The sequence below is a fragment of the Gilliamella sp. B14384G10 genome (genome assembly GCF_016101685.1).
In the GTDB taxonomy this organism is placed as follows: domain Bacteria; phylum Pseudomonadota; class Gammaproteobacteria; order Enterobacterales; family Orbaceae; genus Gilliamella; species Gilliamella apis_A.
The window spans coordinates 526,675-549,221 of record NZ_JACFQA010000002.1 but is presented as its reverse complement, the minus strand read 5'-3'; the positions used below and the strand labels follow the sequence as shown (position 1 = coordinate 549,221).

The following is a 22,547-nucleotide window of genomic DNA, read 5'->3' as shown; positions in this document are numbered from 1 at the left end:
AATATTAGTCTTACAATCTCAATATAAGGAAATATTGTAATAATAAATAAATTGTATTTTTACACGTTTACAATGAGGGTAGCTTTATTGTAACTGCATTATAGGCCATAAATTAAAAGTAAGATTTTTACAACCAAAGTATGTTAATGATTGGATAGCAAATTGTGGATTCCTATTACAATAAGTTGATTAAGCGCCAGCCAAATGGGCTATTAACGTCATTTTGTGCAGAGTTAGAGTGCGATTATCATAAGGATCTATTTAGGGGGTTATCAGCGACGTTGCCGTGAAGAGAGCGTAGCGAAAGTAACGGCAAAAGCCAGCCGAGCGCGTTTGAAGACGCGCGAAAGGCAGGCGTCGGAGCTATCGACTAAAAAATATACAATATTAAAACAAAATATGCAGTGTTTTAGTTTTAATTTTATTTTAGTAGGTCAACAAATTAATTATTTAAGTAGTTGTTAATCAATTAGCTATCTTGTTGAAGTTGATTTAGCCTTTATCAAAAATCTCAAAACACCATTATTAAAGATTGAAGATTGAAGATTGAAGATTGAGTTATTAATCTATTTTAATAAAAATATTTGCATAACGGGGGGGCTTGTTACCATGATTTTATTGAATTTTAAGATTGTTGGGATGATGATTAAATAATCATGATCTTTGTGAACGACCGAAAGATATCAAGATCAACTGATAACAGTAGTGACCTGATTTTACTTACTTATCTTTACAATTTTTAAACAGGCAGGAATTGCCAAAATCACTCAATTTAATTATACTTTTTACCAACAATAAATTATATTTTTATTCAATTAAAATAGCCGGATGTCGTGACAAAGGATTGAAAAAATGTTAAAATACAGTTGTTTAGAGGCCAGCCAGCCAGCCAGCCAGCCAGCCAGCCAGCCAGCCAGCCAGCCAGCCAGCCAGCCAGCCAGCCAGCCAGCCAGCCAGCCATAATTTATTAAATCAAAAACGTTTTTTTGATAAAAAAAAGCCCTTTTTAGTTTTTTTTGTTTTCTCAATTATAACTCACAATGTAAGTGCATTATCTGCGTCAACTGTCAATGTTATTCATGGTAGCGCACCATATATAACTTTTGATGAATACAAAACACAATCGGATCTTTCACCCTTATTATCAATTGCTTTACCCAATGGTGAAAAAATAAGCCCATTAACTGATACATCAAGTGCGACACAACCTATTAGGCTTAATACTAATAATACAAAGTTTGCCGACATTCAAACTTTTGTTCCTTTTCCGGTTGACAATATAAATTATCCTACAAAACCTTTGAGTGATATTATTGTTGGTTCAAATTATTGGTGGGATATGGATGGTGATGGTAGCGATAAATCACCGACAGTGACCGGAAATTTAAAAGTGACATGGCAGGATGATGAGGGAAACGATATAACTAATTTAGTGAAGAATCAAGTTGATACATTACTAGATGGTTGCTTGGCACCATATAAATTAACAGTATCAGCAACACAAGGCACTATTTCTACTACTTATGGGATTCCTAAAACAAGATCATTTTCTGCTATTCAACATAGCTACTATATTTATCCAAAAGTCATGTCTACCGCCAAATTTTGTTATGCAAAACCTAATGTAGAATATGAAAATGATATAAATGGTGAGTGGAAAAAGGGCAAAGGTTTTATCTTTTATGATCCTGATAATGTTTATAAGAATTTTCCTACTACTGGATCAAATAATTTATTTTTTGATTTAAAAATAGCTGGTTTATCAGCAAAAGAACTAATTAAAATTAATGGCGAAAGTGTTTCTCAAATATCAGGTAGTGGTGTAAGTTTAGCTTTAAGTGACCATCAAGGCTTTTTGCGAGTAACTTTAAAAGGCCCATCAGCCTCAACTAATGGCGGTCAATTTCAACCTTCTACATTTAGACTTTATGCGGATTATAGTAAGACAAATGTTTTTTATACCTTTACGTTACAGCGATGGTATATTGCCTTTATAGGGCCTTCTGGCAGTTATGCTAACTCAAAAAATAAATGTAACAGCTTAAATGGTGGATATCGGATACCTAATGTATTGGAATTAACTAATTCTAATCGTGAATACAATGAGAATAATATTTATATAGGTTGGACTTATGGTATACCTGGTGTTGGCCCAGAATATCGAAGAATGATTAGTTATAAGAATGATCGTGGTACATGGATGGGAGGTCTATTTGCTGAATGGGGTAATACTACTAATTTTTACTATAAGAGTAGTGATTGGGATGATTATAATGATCCTTATTTTGGTACTTCGATTTATTGGTCAAGTAATATCTTTAGAGGTGATGCTAAAACATTATATGTAGTAGATTCTCGACAGGGTATTGTTGGCACTCGAGCTGATTTTGAACATATGTATTTAACTGCTTGTATAACACCATAATGATTGGTAAGTAAGTTATTGAACAAAAATATACAAACATAAAGTACTTTTTTGTAAACCTAATTGTGTTAATTTCAAAATTGATACGGTTAGGATTTTTAATTTAAAATGAATTATATTTAATGAATATAGAAGAAAAACTTAAATTAAGTCAGCAGTCTGATTGTATCTATTTTTTTCGAGAACGGATGTTTGCACAAGTTTATGGAGTATCACTCTATTTAGCCGCTACGAAATTAAATTTAGATTTGAAAGTTTATTGTCAACAATATAAAAAATTGAATAATAAAAAAGTATTAAAAGCTGGAATATCAATACCAAAGTTAATTGGACTTTTCTCAGACCAACTTATTGTTCAATCTTATGGTTATCAATTAAGAGGAAATTGGCAGATTAATTTAACACAAGTTATTGAATGGCAGAAATTGCAATTTACTGCAATAGAGCAATTAAGAATGATGTCAGCGCTCCCTAATATTACAGAACCTAATTCAAGCCACCTCTCAAATAGAAAGGATAAAGCCCGATTAGCATTAGCCGGCAAGCATTCACAGGATGCTTGGCATCTAATGCTAAGCGAAAGAGAATATAATTATTTAAAAGATTGGAAAAAAGGGAAATATCCGTTATCAATTGACTTAAGCTTTATCGAAAAACTGTCCCAAAAAATTGCATCCAGTCGCGCTTAGCGATTGGCGTAATTTTTTGCTCAAAAAGTGAACATTAAAATCACTAAAAAAATTACGAAAAACGCTTTTTTAATGCAATAAAAAGTTAACAAGTAAACTTTTGTTAAATCGCTGTGCCTTTTTTAGGGATGAAAAAATTTTGTATATCAACTTGTTCATGTTGCAAAAGCCAAATTTTTTTGTCAATTCCACCAGCATAACCAGTTAAGTTACCATTGGCTCCAATAACCCGATGGCAAGGAATAATAATTGATAAAGGATTGTGACCAACCGCTCCTCCAACGGCTTGACTGGACATATGCGGCTTATTACATTTCAATGCCACTTGTTTTGCGATATAACCATAGGTAATGACTTCGCCGTAAGGAATTTGGGCTAATATATCCCATACCATATACCTAAATGCGCTACCTTGAGGAGCAAGTGATAATTGCTTTATAGATGGTTTTTTTTCAAGAAAATAGTCATCTAACCATTTTTTAGTTTGATTAAATATTGTCAAATTAGATTTTTCTTGTTTGGTCGCATTAACAATTTGACCAAAATATTTTTGCCCTTCAATCCAGGCGCCAACTAATTTATTGTGCTGGCTAGCTAAAGTTATCAATCCCATTGGTGACGAATAATGACAAATATAAAACATGAAAAATCCTGATATTACCGATTAAGCGATATTTTATTATAACCAGTTAATGTAATTTAAGTAGTAAAAATAGTTGTTTATTCTAGATTGTTCAATTCAGTAGTTATAAAAATTTTTTCTTTTTTTATATTATCTGCAATGAATAATTTAAAATAAAAAATTTATTAAAACTATTTTTAGTAATATATTGATTAATAATATATTATAAAGTGGTTGTAAATGATGAATTCGAGTAAACTAGCTTATTATTTTTATGTATTAATACCGAAAAGAAAGTGATTAAGCATAGTCGAGTGAATAGAATATGATTCAACAATAATAAAAAAAGACTCACGTAAGTGAGTCTTTTTATAAAGATTATTTGCTAGCTTTGCCTTTTTCTACATAGCTCATATCACCTAAGGATTCAACGATAAATTTACCATCATCGGTATAACGGATTTTAGTTACGCTAGCGTTACCAAGTCCACTCGTGATAGGTTTATCTAACATCTCTTCAACCATTGCCATAATAGCCATACCGTGAGAGACCACCAATACATTACCACCACCTTGTTCTTGAGCAGATTTAGCAATAGCCTTTAATGAGGCTTGCATACGAGTTTTAACGGCATTGTAGTCTTCAGCTTGACCTGATTTCTCAACAGCTTTAATCGCATCCATCATTTTTTTAAGGGTAACTTTACCTTTAGCTAAATCAGCCATTAGGGCTTTGTCAGACTCATAACCTAGATGTTGTGCAGCTGGGTTCCACATGTTTGGATCAAGATCACCTTCAAAATCACCAAAGCAAGTTTCACGCAGGCTTTCCATTTCATTAATGTTTAATTTAGTTTCACCTTTAGATTCAAGTACGATTCTTGCTGTTTGTCTAGCACGACCAGAGTCACTTGAATATACCGAAATAAAATCAACATCTTTTAAACCTCGGCCAAGTTGCTCGGCAACTTCAATGCCTGGTTTAGTAAGAGGCGTGTCTGACCATCCTTGTGCACGATGCACGTTATTAAACATAGTTTTACCATGACGAGTAAAATAGATATTTACATCGGCAGCAAATGATTGCGCGATTGACGCTGTAAGAATAGCGGTTAAACCAATAAGTTTAATAAGTTTTTTCATAGTTTCGTCCTTTTATAACAAGTTAAATCGATAATCAATAACGGTTTCAGCTGATAATGTTGGTGAACGTTGTGCATGGCCGTCTCTCAATTTAGGGGTAATGTCTTTGCTACTCATGGTTTTATAAGACCAACCATAACCAAATTTTGACAAAATAGATAGATTTTTAAATGTTCCACTGGTTGGTTTCCAGATATTAAACACGTTAATTTCACCATTTTTTAGGGTTTCATGTTTATAGTTAAATTCACCATAGTTTAGATATAAACCAGTGGTATTATCTTTAAAGAAGTCATAACCTAATACGCTGGATAATACAACTTCGCCATCACGCATATAGTCCGCACCTGCAGCTGCCATACCATTATAACGGCCACGGTTATTTTTACCTATGTGACGACCATAATAACCGATAGCGCCTTTTCGATTGGCATCGGTATAAGCGATACCGAATTTGGCACTCCAGTCTGCTTCTTTCCATTCAACATCGGCTGCATAATGCCACGCTGAATCATCAAAATCACGCACATTGGCTTTCATTTTGTCATGATTTTTAAGTGCAGTACTGCCATAGATTTGTGAACCAAAGGTCAGTTTTTCTATTGGTTTATATGAAAACTCAATTGCATGACGATTGATATAATCTTTGGCAACACCATAAGAGTAATCAAGTTTAATTACTTCATCTTTATAGGCGATTTCAGCAGTTTTGATATTATCAATTACGTGTTTTCTATCTAAACTATAAAAATGCACTTTTTTAGCCGATTCACGAGGTAAAGTACTATCTATATAAGCTAGCGATAACGCTAAATTAGAGTATTTAAGTGTTCCACTATACCCGAGATAACTGTTACGGGTTAAATGTTGCGATGAACTAATTACCCCCATGTCTTTTAAACTATGCCAACCTGCTTTACCATTAAAATTAATATCTTTATTACCAAGTTTGACTTTAGCATAACGTTGCGTAAATTTGTTAAAACCATGAGCATTGTGTTTATCCGCTTTTTTGCCATCGTTATAAAGTAAGTTACGAGTAGCAAAGTAATCACTGGCTCCAAGTTTGATGACATTGTCATAAGTAACATCGAATCCCAAGATATCTAACCAATAACCTGATTTATAGTTAAATGTTAATGCTTGTCCCCACGCACTATGAACTTCTTTGGGTTGCGATGCATTTTCTTTTAAATACTTCCAATGATTACGTGTGGAAAATTCAAATTTGCTATCTTTGAAAAAACTGTTATTAGTATTCAGCGAATTTGATTCAGCCGCAACTGCTGAAAAACACATAATATTAAGTAGCGCTAGCGAAAGGTACTTTATTTTCATTGTTATATCCTATCTTTATTTTTCCAAAAAAAAAACCTAAATATCGCCCACAAACCTATCGGTTGAGCTGATATTTAGGTTTTGCCTGCCTAAGCAGTAACAATCCTATTTTGCTAATTTAATTGCTAATTATCTAATTTTATTCGGATTATCGTTAATTGTTTGCCTCCAGTCGTTTATTTATTTAGTGATAATTTACCTTGATTGACATACTTCATATTGCCAATTTCAACTACACTATATTTACCATTTTGATACACAATTTTAACCACGGTAGCATTTGACAATGGTTTGTTTTTATTTGGGTTATCGGTTAAATCAGAAATCATAGCTTGCATTGACATACCAGATGAAATAGCCAAAATATTTTTTTGATGTTTATCTTGTGCTGTTTTTACAATGCTATGCAGAGCATTTTGGGTTCGCTCTTTAACCTGGTCAAAGTTCTCCGCTTGCTGTTTAGGGTCACTCTTAGCGATGGCATCAGTTAGAGTTGCCACGGGAATTTGTCCTTGCACATAACTTTTATAAAAGCTATCAACAGATTTAAAACCAAGAGATTTCATGGATGCAGATACCATTTTAGCATTGCTTCCACCTTCAAATCCGCCATAAAAGACTTCTCGTAAACCTTTTAATTCTTGGATCTGGTAATCTTTAACACCTTTTTGTTGTAACAAAACTTGCATTGTTTCACGTTGACGTCCAGCATCACTGGTGTAATAAGCATCAAATTGAATGTGTTGCTCTTTAAAACCTTCACCTAAATAACGTGCAACTTCAATACCTTTGTCAGTCAATGGTGAATCAGCCCAACCTTGTACAAGATCATAGGTATTAAATAAAGTTTTACCGTGTCGAGCAAAATAAATATTTATGGCATCATCACTATTATTGTTTGTTGCATTATTTGCTTGATTGCTACAACCAGTAGCAAGCGTTGTTAATAACAGCGCACTAGTAACGAATACTGCTTTAATTTTTTTATTTTTCATCTTTAGCCTCATATGGCATAGTCATTATTATGATGCGTGAAATTACCGGTAGGGCAAATGAAGACCTACTGGAATCATCATTATTTTAAATTAGCACCTTTCGATGAAATGACTGATTGATACCAATAAAAGCTTTTCTTCTTATAACGTTGTAGGGTACCAGAACCGTCTTGATTTAAATCCACATAGATAAAACCATATCGTTTGGTCACTTCTGCTTTAGATGCACTAATTAGGTCAATTGGTCCCCAACTGGTATATCCCATCACTTCAACACCATCATTAATCGCTTCACGAATTTGCACTAAATGATCGTTCATATAATTAATACGATAGTCGTCATTAATGGTGCCATCAGCTTCGAGTTTGTCTTTAGCGCCTAAGCCATTTTCAACAATAAATAGTGGTTTTTGGAAACGCTCATAAAGCAAGTTTAATAAGTAACGGATACCGATTGGGTCGATCTGCCAGCCCCATTCAGACGCTTTGAGATGTGGATTAGGTACCATATCAAGAATGTTACCTTTTTGACGAAGCGAGTCGTCAGCTGTTCCACAACAACTCATGTAATAACTAAACGAGATAAAATCGATAGTTTCTTTTAAATCTTCACGGTCTTGATCGGTAATCGTTAATTCAATATTGTTTTCTTTAAAATAACGATTCATATACGTTGGGTAATAGCCACGTGCTTGCACATCACCAAAGAACAACCAACCATGATTTTCTAAATGCGTTGCCCAAACATCTTCTGGTTTTGGACTAAGAGGGTAAGCGATAGCGCCAAGTAACATATTACCAATTTTTGCATTAGGTATAATTTGATGACAAAGTTTAACAGCCCGTCCACTGGCTACTAATTGGTGGTGAATAGCTTGATAGATTTCTGCTTTACTGCTATTTCTAGCTAAACCGACACCGGTGAATGGTTCATGTAGTGACATATTAATTTCATTAAATGTTAACCAATATTTCACTTTATCTTTATAGCGTTCAAATACAGTTTTGGCATAGCGAGTAAAAAACTCAATCACTTTACGGTTTCCCCAACCACCATATTGAGTAACGAGGTAATAGGGCATTTCGTAGTGTGATAAGGTGACTAAAGGCGTAATGTTGTGTTTTAACATTTCATCAAACAGTTTATCGTAAAATGCTAAACCTTTTTCATTTGGTTGTTCTTCATCGCCATTAGGAAAAATACGTGTCCATGCGATAGATGTTCTTAAACAAGTAAATCCCATTTCCGCAAACAGGGCTACATCTTCTGGATAGCGATGATAAAAGTCGATAGCCCTATCTTTGATACTGTTAATTTCAACATTATTACGATCAACTATATCGCCAAATAGACCATTAGGAGTACAGTCTGATGTTGAAAGACCTTTACCATCTTTATTATAAGCACCTTCGACTTGGTTAGCGGCAATTGCGCCGCCCCATAAAAAATCATTAGGAAAAGTATTAGCCATGTTTTACTCCTTGTTTACACTTAACGCTAGTAGTGCGTCACCATGTTGAATATTATCTTGATTAAATATGCACTGCACATCGATATAGTCATCACTATTAGTGATAATGATTGGTGTGGTTACTTCAAAGCCTGCTTGTTCAATTGCTTCGATATCAAAGCTTACCAAGCGATCGCCTTTTTTCACTTTTTGGCCACTTTCTACATGAGCTTCAAAATGTTGGCCATCTAACTTCACTGTATCAATACCAATATGGATAAGTATTTCTGCACCTGATTTAGTTTGGAAACCGATAGCATGTTTCGTTCTAAATAGTGACACTACTTCACCATCTTCTGGTGCAACAACTTCACCAATAGTTGGAATAATTGCAGCACCTTTACCCATTAAACCACTCGCAAAAGTAACATCATTAACTTCCTTTAAGTCAATAAGTTGACCAGTTAATGGGCTGGCAATAGTGATTGTTTTTACTTGTTTATCACTATCAGTTTTATTGTTGTTTGAATCAGAATTTTCTGTTTCATTTTCATTATTTTGTTTTTTATCTTTTGGGATACCAAATAGATAAGTGACTAATGTGGCTACTGCAAATGAAATAAGTGAACCAAATACTACCGCATAAAATTTTTCATTAATGCCTGTAGGTGGAATTAATTGTAAAAATGAGAAGATACTAATAAAGCTGAATGAATAGATAACCGAATGATAATAACCAACAATGCCACCACCAATCATTGCTGAAATACAGCCGATAATAAATGGACGTTTTAATGGTAAGTTAATGCCATAAATGGCCGGTTCGGTTACCCCAAAAATTCCTGATAATACCGATGAACTTGCTAATGTTTTAACTTGTGGATCTTTGCTGCGTAACATAACCGCTAATACCGCACCAACTTGAGCGAATACCGCAGGGAATAAGATTGGAATCATAAAATCTTCTTGATAAACCGAGATATTATTCATCGCAAATGGTACTAATCCCCAATGGATACCAAACACCACCATCACTTGCCAAAGAGCAGCTAAAATCATAGAAGCAATGACAGAGTTAAGTTGATAAACATAGATGATACCACTAGCAACTGTATCACTTAAGAATGACACAACTGGACCAATTACAGCAAAGGTTAGTGGTACGGTAATTATCAAACCAAATAACGGAGCAATAAACTTTTTGAATGAGTCATGCATGATTTTGTTTAAGTTGCGTTCTAATAATGAATAGAACCATGCAGCTAAGATTATTGGGAAAACCGATGAAGGATAAGGGATTAATTTAATAGGAATGCTAAAAAATTCTGTTTGTAATTCAAACTTATTACCTAACATGCCAACCACACTAGGATGAACCAATGCACCACCTAATGCCATACCTACATAAGGATTACCACCGAATTTTTTAACCGCTGAAAATCCTAGAATGATTGGTAAATAATAGAATGGGGCGTCAGCAATCGCATTTAAGAAGTTAAGGGTTGGTGAGTCAGCTTGAACAAGTTCCATGACTTGTAATATTGCTACTATTCCTTTAAAAATACCACCAGCAACAAGTACGACTAGTGCAGGGATAAAGATACTAGAAACTAAATCAATCAGTTTTGATACAATACCTTTAGGGGCAGCCGGTGGTGCATCGTTGGTTGGTTTTTCATTGAGATTGGTTAATTGCATGATGACATTAAATACATCTGCAACACTGTTACCGATTACGACTTGGAACTGTCCACCACTTTGTACAACTGTAATGATACCGGCTTGTTTTTTTAAAAATTCAGCATTTGCTTTTGATTCATCTTTCAATGCAAATCTAAGTCTAGTTGCACAATGCACTAGACTGATAATATTATCTTTACCACCTACATGCTCAATAATTACTTCGGCAAGTTGTTTGTTTTTCATAGCTTATCCTTATTTAAGCGCAAAAAAAAACCTAAACTCCCATTCCATTGGGAGTTTAGGTTTTGCTTGCATCAAAAAATAGTTGATGCAATAACAATCCAAAATTTCAGTGTTAATTAAATTAACATAAATTTAATAATATTGTTGCTAATAGTTAATTATTTTGTGATTTCGATCACACTATTATTTTTTAGCTCGGCTCTTAGTCGTTCAATATGAATAGTCAAATACAAACTTTCATCATCAGATAATGGATGCTGATATTGTTGAATTAAATGTAAGTCTATCTGTTTAGTACACAAATAGGCTTGTTCATATTTTTGCCGAATAATTTCATATAATGATGTGTCTTGTTGAGCTTGTTTACCTTGACTCAAGATACGATGCGCAAAAAACTTTAAGTGCGTGACGAATCGTTGATAGGATAGGCTATTTTCATCATATTCAAATTTAAAATGGTATTTAACAATATTCAAAATTTCACGCATGATCTTCGTCATATTAACAATATTCGGCATGGTATCATTTAGTTGTGCATTGACTATATGGAAGGTAATAAAACCAGCTTCGTCTTCGTGCAGTTCTATACCTAAGCGCTGTTTAATCACCGATAAAGCATGCAAACCAATTTGATATTCATTTGGATAGAATTTTTTTATTTCCCAAATGAAGTTATTCGGAATATCAAATCCCTGCTTATGTCTTTCAATAGCAAAATAGATATGATCGGTTAATGAAATATAGATACTATCTTGTAATTTGCCACCTAACTGTTTTTTTGCATAATTGATTATAATATCTGAAGTTGTATGAATTTCGATAGGTATTTCCGAAAGCAACTCAGCAAACTTTGGCAGTATTTCTTGATTATTCAATGAAAACTGCTTTTCAATAAGTTTGGGGTCAATTTCATCTCCTTCCTTTTTTTTGAATCCTACCCCACGTCCAGTAACAATTAATTCATTTCCCTTTGCATCTAACGTTACGACAACATTATTATTTAATATTTTATGAACTTTCATCTGTTACAGTCTAAATTAAAGGTTAGGTTATTATGTCTAGCTTAACAAAAATAGAAAGTAATAAAATGAAAAAGTGTGATAAGTATCAAAATTTGGCTTAAAAATTGTTGATTTTTTGCGGTAAAAAATAGCAATAAACCCGACAGGCAAGCCTTGTCGGGTTGAATATTCAAAATAGTTAATTAATTATTGAGCAAGTAATTTATTCATGGTTTGAATAAATTTACTCGGATCACTCAATGATCCTTTTTCAGCAAGAAGTGCTTGATCTAACAATAACTCAACCCAGTCACTAAATGTTGTTTCGTCTTGAGTATTAGCGATGCGTTTAACTAATTGATGATCAGGATTAATCTCAAATGTGTATTTGATCTCTGGTGCTTTTTGTCCTGCTGCAGCAAATAATTTAGCCATTTGGGTAGACATTTCGTCAGCAGCTGTTGTTACAATTGCTGGTGTATCAGTTAAACGATGGGTTAATTTAACCTCTTTAACTTTGTCTGCTAAAACTTTTTTCACTCGTTCAATAAATGGCTCAAGTTCTTTTTCAACTTGTTTTTGTTCATCGCTATTTTGATCGGCTAACTTTTCGATTGATTCGTCAGATTTACTGATAGATTGGAACTGTTTACCAGCAAATTCAGTTAAATTGCTCATCATCCATTCGTCAATACGATCAGAAAGTAATAATACCTCAATACCTTTTTTACGGAATAATTCAAGGTGAGGACTATTTTTGGCTGCGCCATAACTATCGGCAGTAATAAAGTAGATCTTCTCTTGACCTTCTTGCATACGGCTGATGTAATCATCTAATGATACGCTCTGTACTTCGCTATCACTGTTAGTGGTAGTAAAGCGTAATAACTTAGCAATAGACTCACGATTGCTAAAATCTTCACCAGTCCCTTCTTTTAAAACGAGACCAAATTCACTCCAGAATTGTTGATATTGTTCTTTGTCATCTTTAGCAAGTTTATCAAGCATTTGTAAAACACGTTTAGTACATGCATTGCGTAAATTCTGGGTTACTTTGTTATCTTGCAGGATTTCGCGGGAAACATTTAATGGTAAATCATTAGAATCAATTAAACCTTTTACAAAGCGTAAGTAGTTTGGCATAAATTGTTCTGCATCATCCATAATAAAAACACGTTGCACATACAATTTTAAACCGTGTTTATTGTCACGATTCCACATATCCCATGGCGCTTTAGATGGAATATAGAGCAAACTAGTATATTCTTGTTTACCTTCGACACGGTTGTGGCTCCAGCTTAGCGGATCGGCAAAATCGTGTGAAATATGTTTATAGAACTCTTTATATTCTTCATCTGTTACTTCTGATTTGCTACGCGTCCAAAGTGCTTGGGCTTTATTCACTTTTTCCCATTTAACTTCTTTGCTTTCTTCATCAGTAGTTTGTACTTCAACTGGTAATGAGATGTGATCTGAATATTTGCTAATAATTGAACGTAAGCGCCAATCATCTAAAAACTCTTTTTCATCATCTTTCAAATGTAAGACGATTTCAGTACCACGTGTTTCTTTGTTAGTATCAGAAATGGTGTATTCACCTTCACCAGCAGATTGCCACATCACTGCTTCATCTGCTTTGGCTGTTGCCGCACGAGTTGTCACGGTAACATTATCAGCAACAATAAATGCTGAGTAAAAACCGACACCAAATTGGCCAATAAGTTGGCTATCTTTAGCTTGATCACTACCAATTGACTCTAAAAATGCTTTGGTGCCTGATTTAGCAATTGTTCCTAAATTCTCAATGACTTCATCACGAGTCATACCAATACCATTATCGGCAATGGTTAAGGTGCCAGCTTCCTTGTTGGTTGAAATACGAACCCCAAGCTCGGCATCACCAGCGTATAAATCAGGATTTTCAAGTGCTTTAAAACGAAGCTTATCAGCTGCATCTGAAGCATTTGAAATTAATTCTCTTAAAAATATTTCTTTATTAGAATATAAAGAGTGAATCATTAAATGAAGAATTTGTTTAACTTCGGATTGAAATCCACGTGTTTCAGTTCCTTGTTTACTCATTGACTAATACCTCAGCTATATTTGCAAATTCAATTAATATTTACCACAAAACGTTCATCTTATTAATGCGATAAATAAGATGTTATCTTGTTAATATTAACTGATTAACATTGACATAATGATTTGATTAATTGTTGTATCGTTATATGGGAATAAAAAAGACAATTTCAAGAGAGAGTATTAAGATAACTAATTAATTGCTGATTTTTTAGTTATTTTGGCAATAAAAAAGCCTTGATATTAATCAAGGCTTTTAAATTTACTAACCAGTTAATTATCGAGTTTCTGGTAAGAATCCACAAACTAAAATAACTACTACGGCCACAGGAATGATGACGCGAGTCAAGATTGACCATACACCAAACCAGAAATTGCCTAAGTTCAATTCTTTACGAATGATTTTTTGGTTCATCATCCAAGCACCGAAGATTACAGTTCCTAATCCAGTCACAGGTAACATAATCTTACTAGTTAGATAGTCGAGTAAATCGAAAATATTTTTACCAAATAACGTCACATCTGACCATTCATTAAAGGATAAAATACAAGCAATACCTAATGCCCAAATTAATACACTACTAACCACAGTCGCAGTTTTACGGCCCATAGGCGTTTTCTCTTCTAAAAGCTCTACAGTTGGTTCAAGTAATGAAATTGATGAAGTTAAGGCAGCAAAAGTTAGGAAGATAAAGAATAAACAACCTAAAATTGAGCCAGCAGCCATATTACCAAAGGCAATTGGTAAGGTAACAAAAATAAGACCTGGACCCGCTCCAGCTTCTAAACCATTAGCAAATACTAACGGAAAGATTGCCATACCAGATAGCATGGCCACAATAACGTCTAAAATAACCACGGTGCGGGCAGTAGATAGTAAATTCACATCTTTACCAAGATATGAACCATAAGCCATCATAATCCCCATACCTAATGATAAACTGAAGAACGCATGGCCTAAAGCAGCTAAAATAGCGGTACCACTCAATGCTGACCAATTAGGGGTGAATAAAAAGTTAAACGCTACGCCAAATGATGGGCCACTAACAATAGCTGCATAACCAACTAGAATTAAAAGCAGTAGCCCTAAACCAGGCATCATCACTTTACAAGCACGCTCTAAACCACCACCAACGCCCATAGCCACAATAATAGTATTCGCAGCCATAAACACGGTATGCCAAGTTAAAAGGCTACCGACATCACTAAGGAAACCACTAAAAATTTGCCCAGTAGCAGCACCATCAACACCATTGAAGGTGCCATTGATAGCTAAAAAGATGTAATCAGTCGCCCAGCCACCAATTACACTATAAAAAGAAAGAATTAAAAACGAGCCAAGTACACCAATAATACCAACCCAGCGCCATAATTTTGAGCGACCTTCTGATACCGCAACATCTTCCATGGTATGAATTGGATTTTTTTGTCCGCGACGGCCGATTAACCATTCTAAAACTAAAATTGGTAAGCCAATGACAAACATAAATAGTAAATAGGTCAGAACAAATGCTGAACCACCCATTTCACCTGCCATATATGGAAATTTCCATATATTACCTAAACCCACAGCAGAACCGGCAGCAGCAAGCATAAATCCCATGCGAGAGCTCCACTGTGAATGACTTTTCTTCATAGTACCTGTACTCATGAATCTATTTTCCCTAGAGTTTTGATTAAATATTTAATTTTAGTATCAGCAAAAGCCTAACTATTTTTTTATTAGATAAATAAAATGCTAAATCATGCCATGAAATAAATTTATAAACAAGAAAACATTATCATTTATAACGATAACCAATAAAAAATTAAATCGTTAACCTTAAGTTTAATCGTGTTTTGAAGTGGCCAGAGTAAAAAACGAGCAATAAAAAGTTGAGGAGTGACGTTTTTGGCGATTACATTTAGACTATTGCAACCCTTTTTTTTACTTAAAATAAAATAATTTAAAAATCAATATGTTGAAAAATGGCTCCAAAAAAGGGTTTTTATTAGTAAAAATAGACTTTGCCTTTTTGCCAACAACATTTATAGTATATCTGGCTCTAGTTCACTGCCGTGTAGGTAGTTTAGAAAAAATCCGACACGAGCTGCAACACCGAAACCCAGTTCACTGCCGTGTAGGTAGTTTAGAAACAGATGAAAAATTCAGAGTGATCGCCATTTATGTTCACTGCCGTGTAGGTAGTTTAGAAAATACCAGACCCAACCGTTAACATCCCGTTATCGTTCACTGCCGTGTAGGTAGTTTAGAAAATTCAGTCGCTTGGCGCGGTAATCGGTGAAGTGTTCACTGCCGTGTAGGTAGTTTAGAAATCAGGTGGCATGCATATAGTAGTCGTTGAGCCGTTCACTGCCGTGTAGGTAGTTTAGAAAACACACCATTAGGAATAGGAATAGGTGTTGGTGTTCACTGCCGTGTAGGTAGTTTAGAAAATAACTCTCTAATAACATTTTTTCCTTTTTTTTGTTCACTGCCGTGTAGGTAGTTTAGAAAGCTGAGACCATGAATTACCGCCCATGCGCATAGTTCACTGCCGTGTAGGTAGATTTAAATTTTTTAGTCGTTACATTATTTTGACGAAAGAGATTAAAAATCATGTCAAATATGCCTTTTTGACAAGGCTATGTATATTCTAATACAAATAATAGATAATGTATAAATACTTAACGTGAATGAACTAGTCATGTAATGACTAACTAGTTTCGCTGTCGATGGCAAAAATTAGTGTGTGTAACCCCTTATTCGAAAATATCCTTTGTACTAAAATCCCCTCAGAAATTATTTAAACCTCTAAACGTTAGTGAGCTAAAACAATTCAATATGACAAAAAGTTGAGAAAAAGGGAGCATGAAATCTTTGATATTGATAATCATCAGCCCATCGCATATATTACATAGAATATTTACTTCTCTAAAAAGAATAGTCATGACACAAAACATCGATTTGAACGAAATAGATAAGTTTGCAAAACTTGCTTCGCAATGGTGGGATCCCAACGGCCAATGCAAACCATTACATATTATTAATCCATTACGAGTAGATTATATAAAACAATTGTCAGGTGATCTAAATGGAAAACATGTATTAGATGTTGGCTGTGGTGGTGGGCTTTTGTCAGAGAGTCTTGCAAAACTCGCGGCTAATGTAACTGCAATTGATCTTGCAGAAGAGTCATTAGCAGTGGCAAAATTACATGCCGAGCAAAATGGTTTAGAAATAAACTACCAGAATCAAACAGTAGAGCAGCATGCTGAACAATTCCCTGCGCACTATGATGTTATTACTTGTATGGAAATGTTAGAACATGTTCCCGATCCGTTTTCAATTATTCATGCTTGTGCAAAATCGCTTAAGCCTAATGGACAACTCTATTTATCGACTATTAACCGCAATCATAAAGCAAAATTAATGTTGATTTATGGTGCGGAATATATTGCACGCTTAGTACCGAAAGGTACTCATGATTTTAATCGTTTTATTCGTCCTTCTGAATTAATGACTTGGGTTGAACAAGCTAATTTGATTGTAAAAGGAATAATTGGTATGGAGTATCATTTGCTTAGTAATCAATTTCGCTTAGGTAAAAATGTTGATGTCAATTACATCTTAATGGCACAAAAAAGCGATGGCGAGTAACAGAGATTAGTTTGCGCTATACTTATCTGCTGAAATATAAATATAAAATTTTACTGGTCTTTTATATTGAAAGTGAGTAGAATACATCGGCAATATTTTATCAACAATTCAACTCAATGGTGAATATTGTCATGTCTCGTATAGTTAAAGAAGCCCTCACGTTCGATGATGTTTTATTAGTTCCAGCCCATTCAACTGTTTTACCTAACACTGCTGATATTACAACTCAACTGACGCAAACCATCAAATTAAATATTCCAATGTTATCTGCGGCAATGGATACTGTTACCGAAGCCGAACTTGCTATTGCACTTGCTCAAGAAGGTGGCATTGGTTTTATTCATAAAAATATGCCAATTGAAGTTCAGGCAGAACATGTCAAACGGGTAAAAAAACATGAAAGCGGAATTGTACAAGATCCCGTATCAGTATTACCTACAGCAACGATTAAAGAAGTGATTGAACTAGCCAAAGAATATGGTTTTGCTGGTTTCCCTGTTATAACAGAATCGCAAGAATTAGTTGGCATTATTACTGCTCGTGATGTTCGATTTGCTACTGATTTATCACTATCTGTTACAGCCGTAATGACGCCTAAAGAACGCTTAGTTACTGTTAAAGAAGGAGAATCTCGGGAAAGTGTTTTGAAAAAGATGCATGAACACCGTGTTGAAAAAGTATTAGTTGTTGATGATCGTTTTCACTTAAAAGGCATGATAACAGTCAAAGACTACAATAAAGCCGAGCAAAAACCAAATGCTTGTAAAGATGAAAAAGGTCGTTTACGAGTGGGCGCTGCTGTTGGCGCAGGAGCAGGTAATGAAGAACGTATTGCTGCATTGGTAGAAGCTGGTGTTGATGTGTTACTTATCGATTCATCACATGGCCATTCAGAAGGTGTACTTGAACGTATTCGCCAAACAAGACAAGCTTATCCAAACTTGCAAATTGTTGGTGGTAATGTGGCAACCGGTGAAGGCGCTAAAGCTCTTATTGATGCCGGAGTAAGCGCAGTCAAAGTCGGTATTGGACCAGGTTCAATTTGTACTACACGTATTGTTACTGGGGTAGGGGTACCACAAATTAGTGCGATTATGGATGCTGTTGAGGTAGCTAAACAACATAATATTCCTGTTATTGCTGATGGAGGTATTCGTTTTTCAGGTGATATCGCTAAAGCAATTGCTGCTGGTGCATCTTGTGTTATGGTTGGTTCGATGTTTGCCGGTACAGAAGAAGCACCCGGCGAGATTGAATTATTCCAAGGCCGTGCTTATAAATCTTATCGTGGTATGGGGTCGTTAGGGGCAATGGCAAAAGGGTCATCTGATCGTTATTTCCAATCTGACAATGCTGCTGATAAGTTAGTACCAGAAGGTATTGAAGGTCGAATTGCATATAAAGGTTTGTTAAAAGAAATTATCCATCAACAAATGGGTGGCTTACGTTCATGTATGGGATTAACTGGCTGTGGAACTATCGATGAACTTCGCACTAAATCGAAGTTTTATCGTATAACTGGTGCGGGTATGAAAGAAAGTCATGTTCATGATGTTCTTATCACCAAAGAGCCACCTAACTATCGAGCTGGCTAATAAGTATGATTTAAAAGGGATTGAATATAATCCCTTTTTTATTTGTATCATTTGCTACCCAAAAATTTTAGATAAATTTTTTAAAAATCCAAAGTTTTATTTTAAATGTTTAATTTAATGATATTAACAAAAGTTAATAGTTAAATATTAAAATTTATTGCATAGATTTTCTTCTGTCACTATACTTGCAGACGTATTCCTAATACAAAATCAGGTTAGTATTTATCCTTTTATGGGTAAAAAATCATATAAAACACCAAGTTAATTGACATGGTAGTCGCGATGTATAATAAATTTAAATTTGAAACCTGCCTAAGTAATCATTTAAATTTGGCTAATTTTAGTAATAAACTAAACTGTTTGTTTTTTGTTAATGTTATGTTTTTTTACCATTAGTCAAAAAAGCCAAGCAATCGTAGCTAATACCGTAAATACCATTATTGGTAGTAAACCAAAAGTTGTTAATATAGAAGCAGCTTCCAACAAACATGGTTTTATCTTAAATGGTGTTTTTTATAGTTCAAGCTCTCATAATTTGAGCGATACGCATATTAACGAATTTGATGGTTTAACAAAATTTAGTGATTTTATTATTAAGAACTATACTGAAAATGATTTAGATAATTCATCTAATTATGACAATTCAGATGGTGATAATATTCGTAATAATAAGCCATTTATCGTTGAACAAACGGTTTACGATTGGTTTGATAATAATGGTGAAAAAATTCCCGACAGTAATATAGATAATCTAATAGGTTGTGGAAGTAATTATGCAATGCCTTTGTCATTGACATTAAAAACTTCAGTAAAAACCTATTCTGAATATGGTAACCCAAATGAAAGTGAGACAGTAGCGATAACTAAAATATATAAAATTGCACCTACAGGCGATGTATGTTACCTGAAACCAAATTCAACTAAAGTTTTACCTTTAAATCAATGGCGTGGTAGTGATGCTCAAGGGACTATGTACCCATGGAATACAGGTCCAATAAAACCAGATCCCGAAAGTGGTGGAGGTTATACTCAGGATTTTATTGTTGATAAAGGGTTTAGAGCCAGACCAATTGTTTCAGATAAACCCTTTCCAACTACAGGCTTCCCAGGTGCAGAATTTCAATTAATAATGAATTATTCTCAAGATAGTTATATTTATAATGTAATAGTCAATCCTGGTAATGTGGCGACAGGAGATCAAACAGGTAATGTTCTTTTAAAAGCGAAACCACCGGAAGGTAATAGTGATATCATTATTCGAGCTACATTAAAATCATCTCCTAAAAAACATTTTGATTATAAATTTAATCCAACTTCCGTTTGGATAGAACCTCAAAATGTGGGTAGTTATGATTGGCGTACTGCATTTAACCAATTTTGTGGAGGAATTGATGGATTCCCATCTCGTAAAGATTATTCTAATTCGCCTGTAGTTAATGTTGGCCCTAATTGGCAACGTCATGGAAAATGGAATTTTTCTACTCGTGCTATTAATCAAGGACTTTATCCTGAATGGGGATATATAAATCGTCGTACTTATCCAAATTCTAAATGGGAGTGGGATGAAACGACTTATTTTACTAAAGATCCTAATTCTGATACACAATACTTCGTTATTTACCTACATGATAGTGGGCTATTGCCTTCTCCTCGTACGCCGGGTGATTTCGCAGGAAATGATTTTGCGTTTATAGCTTGTAGAAAATAATATTTTATTAAACTATATTATGGATTATTGATACCAATGATTGACTGAATCCGCTTGACTTAAGTTGAGGTCTTTGACTCTTTTACTGATATCGAATTGTTTATATGTCAGAGAGCTTTATTTTAACTAATCGGTGTGACAAGTATTATTTTCAAGTTATAAAAAAGACCGAGTTTTTATCTGTCTCGGTCTTGTAATCAGATTTATTTATTATGAGCTTAACTGACAAGCACTACATCTTGAAGTGCATCTAATTTTCATTATTTTTCAATTTTCTTTTCAAAATTGACAGAATAGCCCATTCCTCTTTTGCGGTAGGCTTCCTTCGCTTGATGACAAGGATAGGTTTCTGCTATTTTACGTTCTAAAGTATTTTTTTCGTTCCATTTTAAATTTTGAGCCTCAATGTCTGCGATTTTATCAGCACATGAGTTAAATGTTCTAATAAATTCATCATCATTATCGGTAAAGAATTTTACATGTTTCTCATTTTCTCTATCAAAAGCTTTTTCCCAACTTTTTCTACAGGCATTTAAAGAGTAGATATCTTCAGCACAATAAAGTGGTTTTTGGGATTCAATAGTTTGAATATCGGCGTTAGCCAGATCTTCAGTGGCTTTTTCCTCTAAGGCTGATTGGGCAACGGCACAATTTGAACCTCGACGTTGATCTAATTTACATAAAGAAATCATTTGCTCTTTAATATCTTCGAATGTTAGCTGTTTTAATTCTTTTTTACCTTCATCAACTTTTTCATTATAAACAATTTCCCAAGCTTTACATTTAGGGGAAGGTGCTGAGAATAATACATTGCACCCTTCAACTTTCATATATTCATTGATGGAATTTTGCCATGATTTGTCCGCTATTTGTTTTCTAATTGCTGTCATTTCTGTTTCTAAAGCTAGTTTTTCCTCTGCTGCTTTACGTTCTTGTTCTAATTTAGCTTGTTGGATTCGATCTTCTTTGATAGCATTCTCTGCAGCTTGACATTCAGTATCATTTTTTATTTTTTCGAATAATTTCTCATCATTTTGTCTAAAAGCTTTATTTAAATCATTACGGCATTCTTCTAATTTCTCTTTAGCAGAATCAATATGTTTTAAATAATACTCTTGATTCTTTTCTTCACATCCAGCCAATCCTAATCCAGCTATTAATACAAGTCCTATCACTTTTAAGTTTTTCATCATCTTTCCTATTTTAATTTAACTTAATCAATAAAATTAAGTAATAATAATTATTTATATAGTTGGGGCAATAATTGTTGTTATTAAATAAAGATAATGCGGTATTGTTTTTATCATCTTTAATATAAAAAATATTTATTTTGGCATTTATCTTTAGCACGCAAGATACACAATAACGATAGGTTTGAAAAGTGATTTTTGTTTATGTATATGCTATATCAATAGAAATATACTGAACTTAATTTATAGAAAAATTTGAGGAACGGGGTTTTTAAAACCTAAAACATCCCATAATCTTTCTGAAATTGGTTATAAAATTAGCTAGCACCAAATATAAAAGTTTATTCCTAACAAATCAGATTGGAGTACTTCATTTAGCGACATCAGCAATGTGCTGATAACTGAGAGAGATTAGCATGGCAAACAGGGATGTTTGGCAAGGCTGTGTTTTGTCAGGAATAAATCACAGCCGGTGCGTTAACAGCGAACGAAGGCGGAAGGCAGTCACGCAGTGACCATTTGCGTAGTCGCCGCGAGAGTTGGTAAAGAGGGTTCGCTCAAATGCTCTTTACTCCGACATAATCACCATATAAAACTAGCAACTAAACAACAAAACGTCCGAAATTAAAAGAACAAAAAAGTTGAGGAGAGGGTTTTTAAAAGCCTAAATCTAGCCACAATTTCACTGAAATTGGCTTTAAAACTAAAATCAGTTTCGCTCTAAATATAAAAGTTTATTTCTAGA

17 protein-coding genes and 1 CRISPR repeat array are annotated in these 22,547 nt (G+C 34.2%); of the genes, 5 read left to right on the top strand and 12 right to left on the bottom strand.

All coding sequences use genetic code 11. From position 1 onward, the window contains the following. Window positions 1-815: 815 nt before the first annotated feature. Window positions 816-1,028, bottom strand: coding sequence for a hypothetical protein (locus tag H3T54_RS06830; RefSeq protein WP_198221649.1), 213 nt, complete (start codon window positions 1,026-1,028; stop codon window positions 816-818). Between the two features lie 49 nt (window positions 1,029-1,077). Continuing rightward, window positions 1,078-1,248 (bottom strand): hypothetical protein, encoded by a 171-nt coding sequence (locus tag H3T54_RS06825; RefSeq protein WP_181414682.1) that lies wholly within the window; start codon window positions 1,246-1,248, stop codon window positions 1,078-1,080. A 52-nt stretch (window positions 1,249-1,300) separates the two neighbouring features. Here H3T54_RS06825 and H3T54_RS06820 point away from each other — a divergent pair, with 52 nt between their 5' ends. Together H3T54_RS06820 and H3T54_RS06815 are read left to right on the top strand one after the other, a co-directional pair. Continuing rightward, window positions 1,301-2,425 (top strand): hypothetical protein, encoded by a 1,125-nt coding sequence (locus H3T54_RS06820; RefSeq protein ID WP_198221647.1) that lies wholly within the window; start codon window positions 1,301-1,303, stop codon window positions 2,423-2,425. 122 nt (window positions 2,426-2,547) lie between these two features. Further along, entirely contained in the window at window positions 2,548-3,114 is a 567-nt protein-coding gene (locus H3T54_RS06815) for a hypothetical protein (RefSeq protein WP_110448142.1), read from the top strand. Between the two features lie 103 nt (window positions 3,115-3,217). Here H3T54_RS06815 and H3T54_RS06810 read toward each other — a convergent pair whose 3' ends face one another. From H3T54_RS06810 to H3T54_RS06770, 9 genes are all read right to left on the bottom strand, one after another. Further along, entirely contained in the window at window positions 3,218-3,757 is a 540-nt protein-coding gene (locus H3T54_RS06810; protein WP_110448141.1) for a methylated-DNA--[protein]-cysteine S-methyltransferase, read from the bottom strand. Between the two features lie 357 nt (window positions 3,758-4,114). After that, on the bottom strand, window positions 4,115-4,879 hold the full coding sequence (locus tag H3T54_RS06805) for a histidine phosphatase family protein (RefSeq protein ID WP_198221645.1): 765 nt from the start codon (window positions 4,877-4,879) through the stop codon (window positions 4,115-4,117). Window positions 4,880-4,891: 12 nt separating this feature from the next. Then, window positions 4,892-6,217, bottom strand: coding sequence for an OprD family outer membrane porin (locus H3T54_RS06800; RefSeq protein ID WP_198221643.1), 1,326 nt, complete (start codon window positions 6,215-6,217; stop codon window positions 4,892-4,894). A 176-nt stretch (window positions 6,218-6,393) separates the two neighbouring features. Next, complete coding sequence (locus H3T54_RS06795) at window positions 6,394-7,212, bottom strand: histidine phosphatase family protein (protein WP_198221641.1); 819 nt, start codon at window positions 7,210-7,212, stop codon at window positions 6,394-6,396. Between the two features lie 80 nt (window positions 7,213-7,292). After that, window positions 7,293-8,684, bottom strand: coding sequence for a glycoside hydrolase family 1 protein (locus tag H3T54_RS06790; RefSeq protein WP_198221639.1), 1,392 nt, complete (start codon window positions 8,682-8,684; stop codon window positions 7,293-7,295). Window positions 8,685-8,687: 3 nt separating this feature from the next. Beyond that, window positions 8,688-10,589, bottom strand: coding sequence for a beta-glucoside-specific PTS transporter subunit IIABC (locus tag H3T54_RS06785; protein ID WP_198221637.1), 1,902 nt, complete (start codon window positions 10,587-10,589; stop codon window positions 8,688-8,690). A gap of 158 nt (window positions 10,590-10,747) precedes the next feature. Beyond that, window positions 10,748-11,611: a BglG family transcription antiterminator LicT gene (licT, locus tag H3T54_RS06780; RefSeq protein WP_198221635.1), complete on the bottom strand. Its 864-nt coding sequence runs from the start codon at window positions 11,609-11,611 to the stop codon at window positions 10,748-10,750. A 186-nt stretch (window positions 11,612-11,797) separates the two neighbouring features. Continuing rightward, entirely contained in the window at window positions 11,798-13,672 is a 1,875-nt protein-coding gene (gene htpG / locus H3T54_RS06775) for a molecular chaperone HtpG (RefSeq protein WP_065578237.1), read from the bottom strand. A 274-nt stretch (window positions 13,673-13,946) separates the two neighbouring features. Continuing rightward, window positions 13,947-15,320 carry a sodium-dependent transporter gene (locus H3T54_RS06770; RefSeq protein WP_198221633.1) on the bottom strand — a complete coding sequence of 458 codons (1,374 nt, stop codon included), beginning with the start codon at window positions 15,318-15,320 and terminating at the stop codon, window positions 13,947-13,949. Between the two features lie 397 nt (window positions 15,321-15,717). After that, window positions 15,718-16,226: direct repeats of the CRISPR family, unit length 28 nt; unit sequence GTTCACTGCCGTGTAGGTAGTTTAGAAA. Window positions 16,227-16,598: 372 nt separating this feature from the next. Between H3T54_RS06770 and ubiG the strand changes: the two genes are divergently transcribed. From ubiG to H3T54_RS06755, 3 genes are all read left to right on the top strand, one after another. Next, complete coding sequence (ubiG, locus tag H3T54_RS06765) at window positions 16,599-17,309, top strand: bifunctional 2-polyprenyl-6-hydroxyphenol methylase/3-demethylubiquinol 3-O-methyltransferase UbiG (RefSeq protein ID WP_198221631.1); 711 nt, start codon at window positions 16,599-16,601, stop codon at window positions 17,307-17,309. 131 nt (window positions 17,310-17,440) lie between these two features. Beyond that, complete coding sequence (guaB, locus tag H3T54_RS06760) at window positions 17,441-18,904, top strand: IMP dehydrogenase (RefSeq protein ID WP_110448132.1); 1,464 nt, start codon at window positions 17,441-17,443, stop codon at window positions 18,902-18,904. 373 nt (window positions 18,905-19,277) lie between these two features. Continuing rightward, window positions 19,278-20,612 carry a hypothetical protein gene (locus H3T54_RS06755; RefSeq protein ID WP_198221629.1) on the top strand — a complete coding sequence of 445 codons (1,335 nt, stop codon included), beginning with the start codon at window positions 19,278-19,280 and terminating at the stop codon, window positions 20,610-20,612. Window positions 20,613-20,872: 260 nt separating this feature from the next. Here the strand turns inward: H3T54_RS06755 and H3T54_RS06750 are convergent, their stop codons facing one another. Beyond that, complete coding sequence (locus tag H3T54_RS06750; RefSeq protein WP_198221627.1) at window positions 20,873-21,802, bottom strand: hypothetical protein; 930 nt, start codon at window positions 21,800-21,802, stop codon at window positions 20,873-20,875. Window positions 21,803-22,547: the final 745 nt, after the last annotated feature.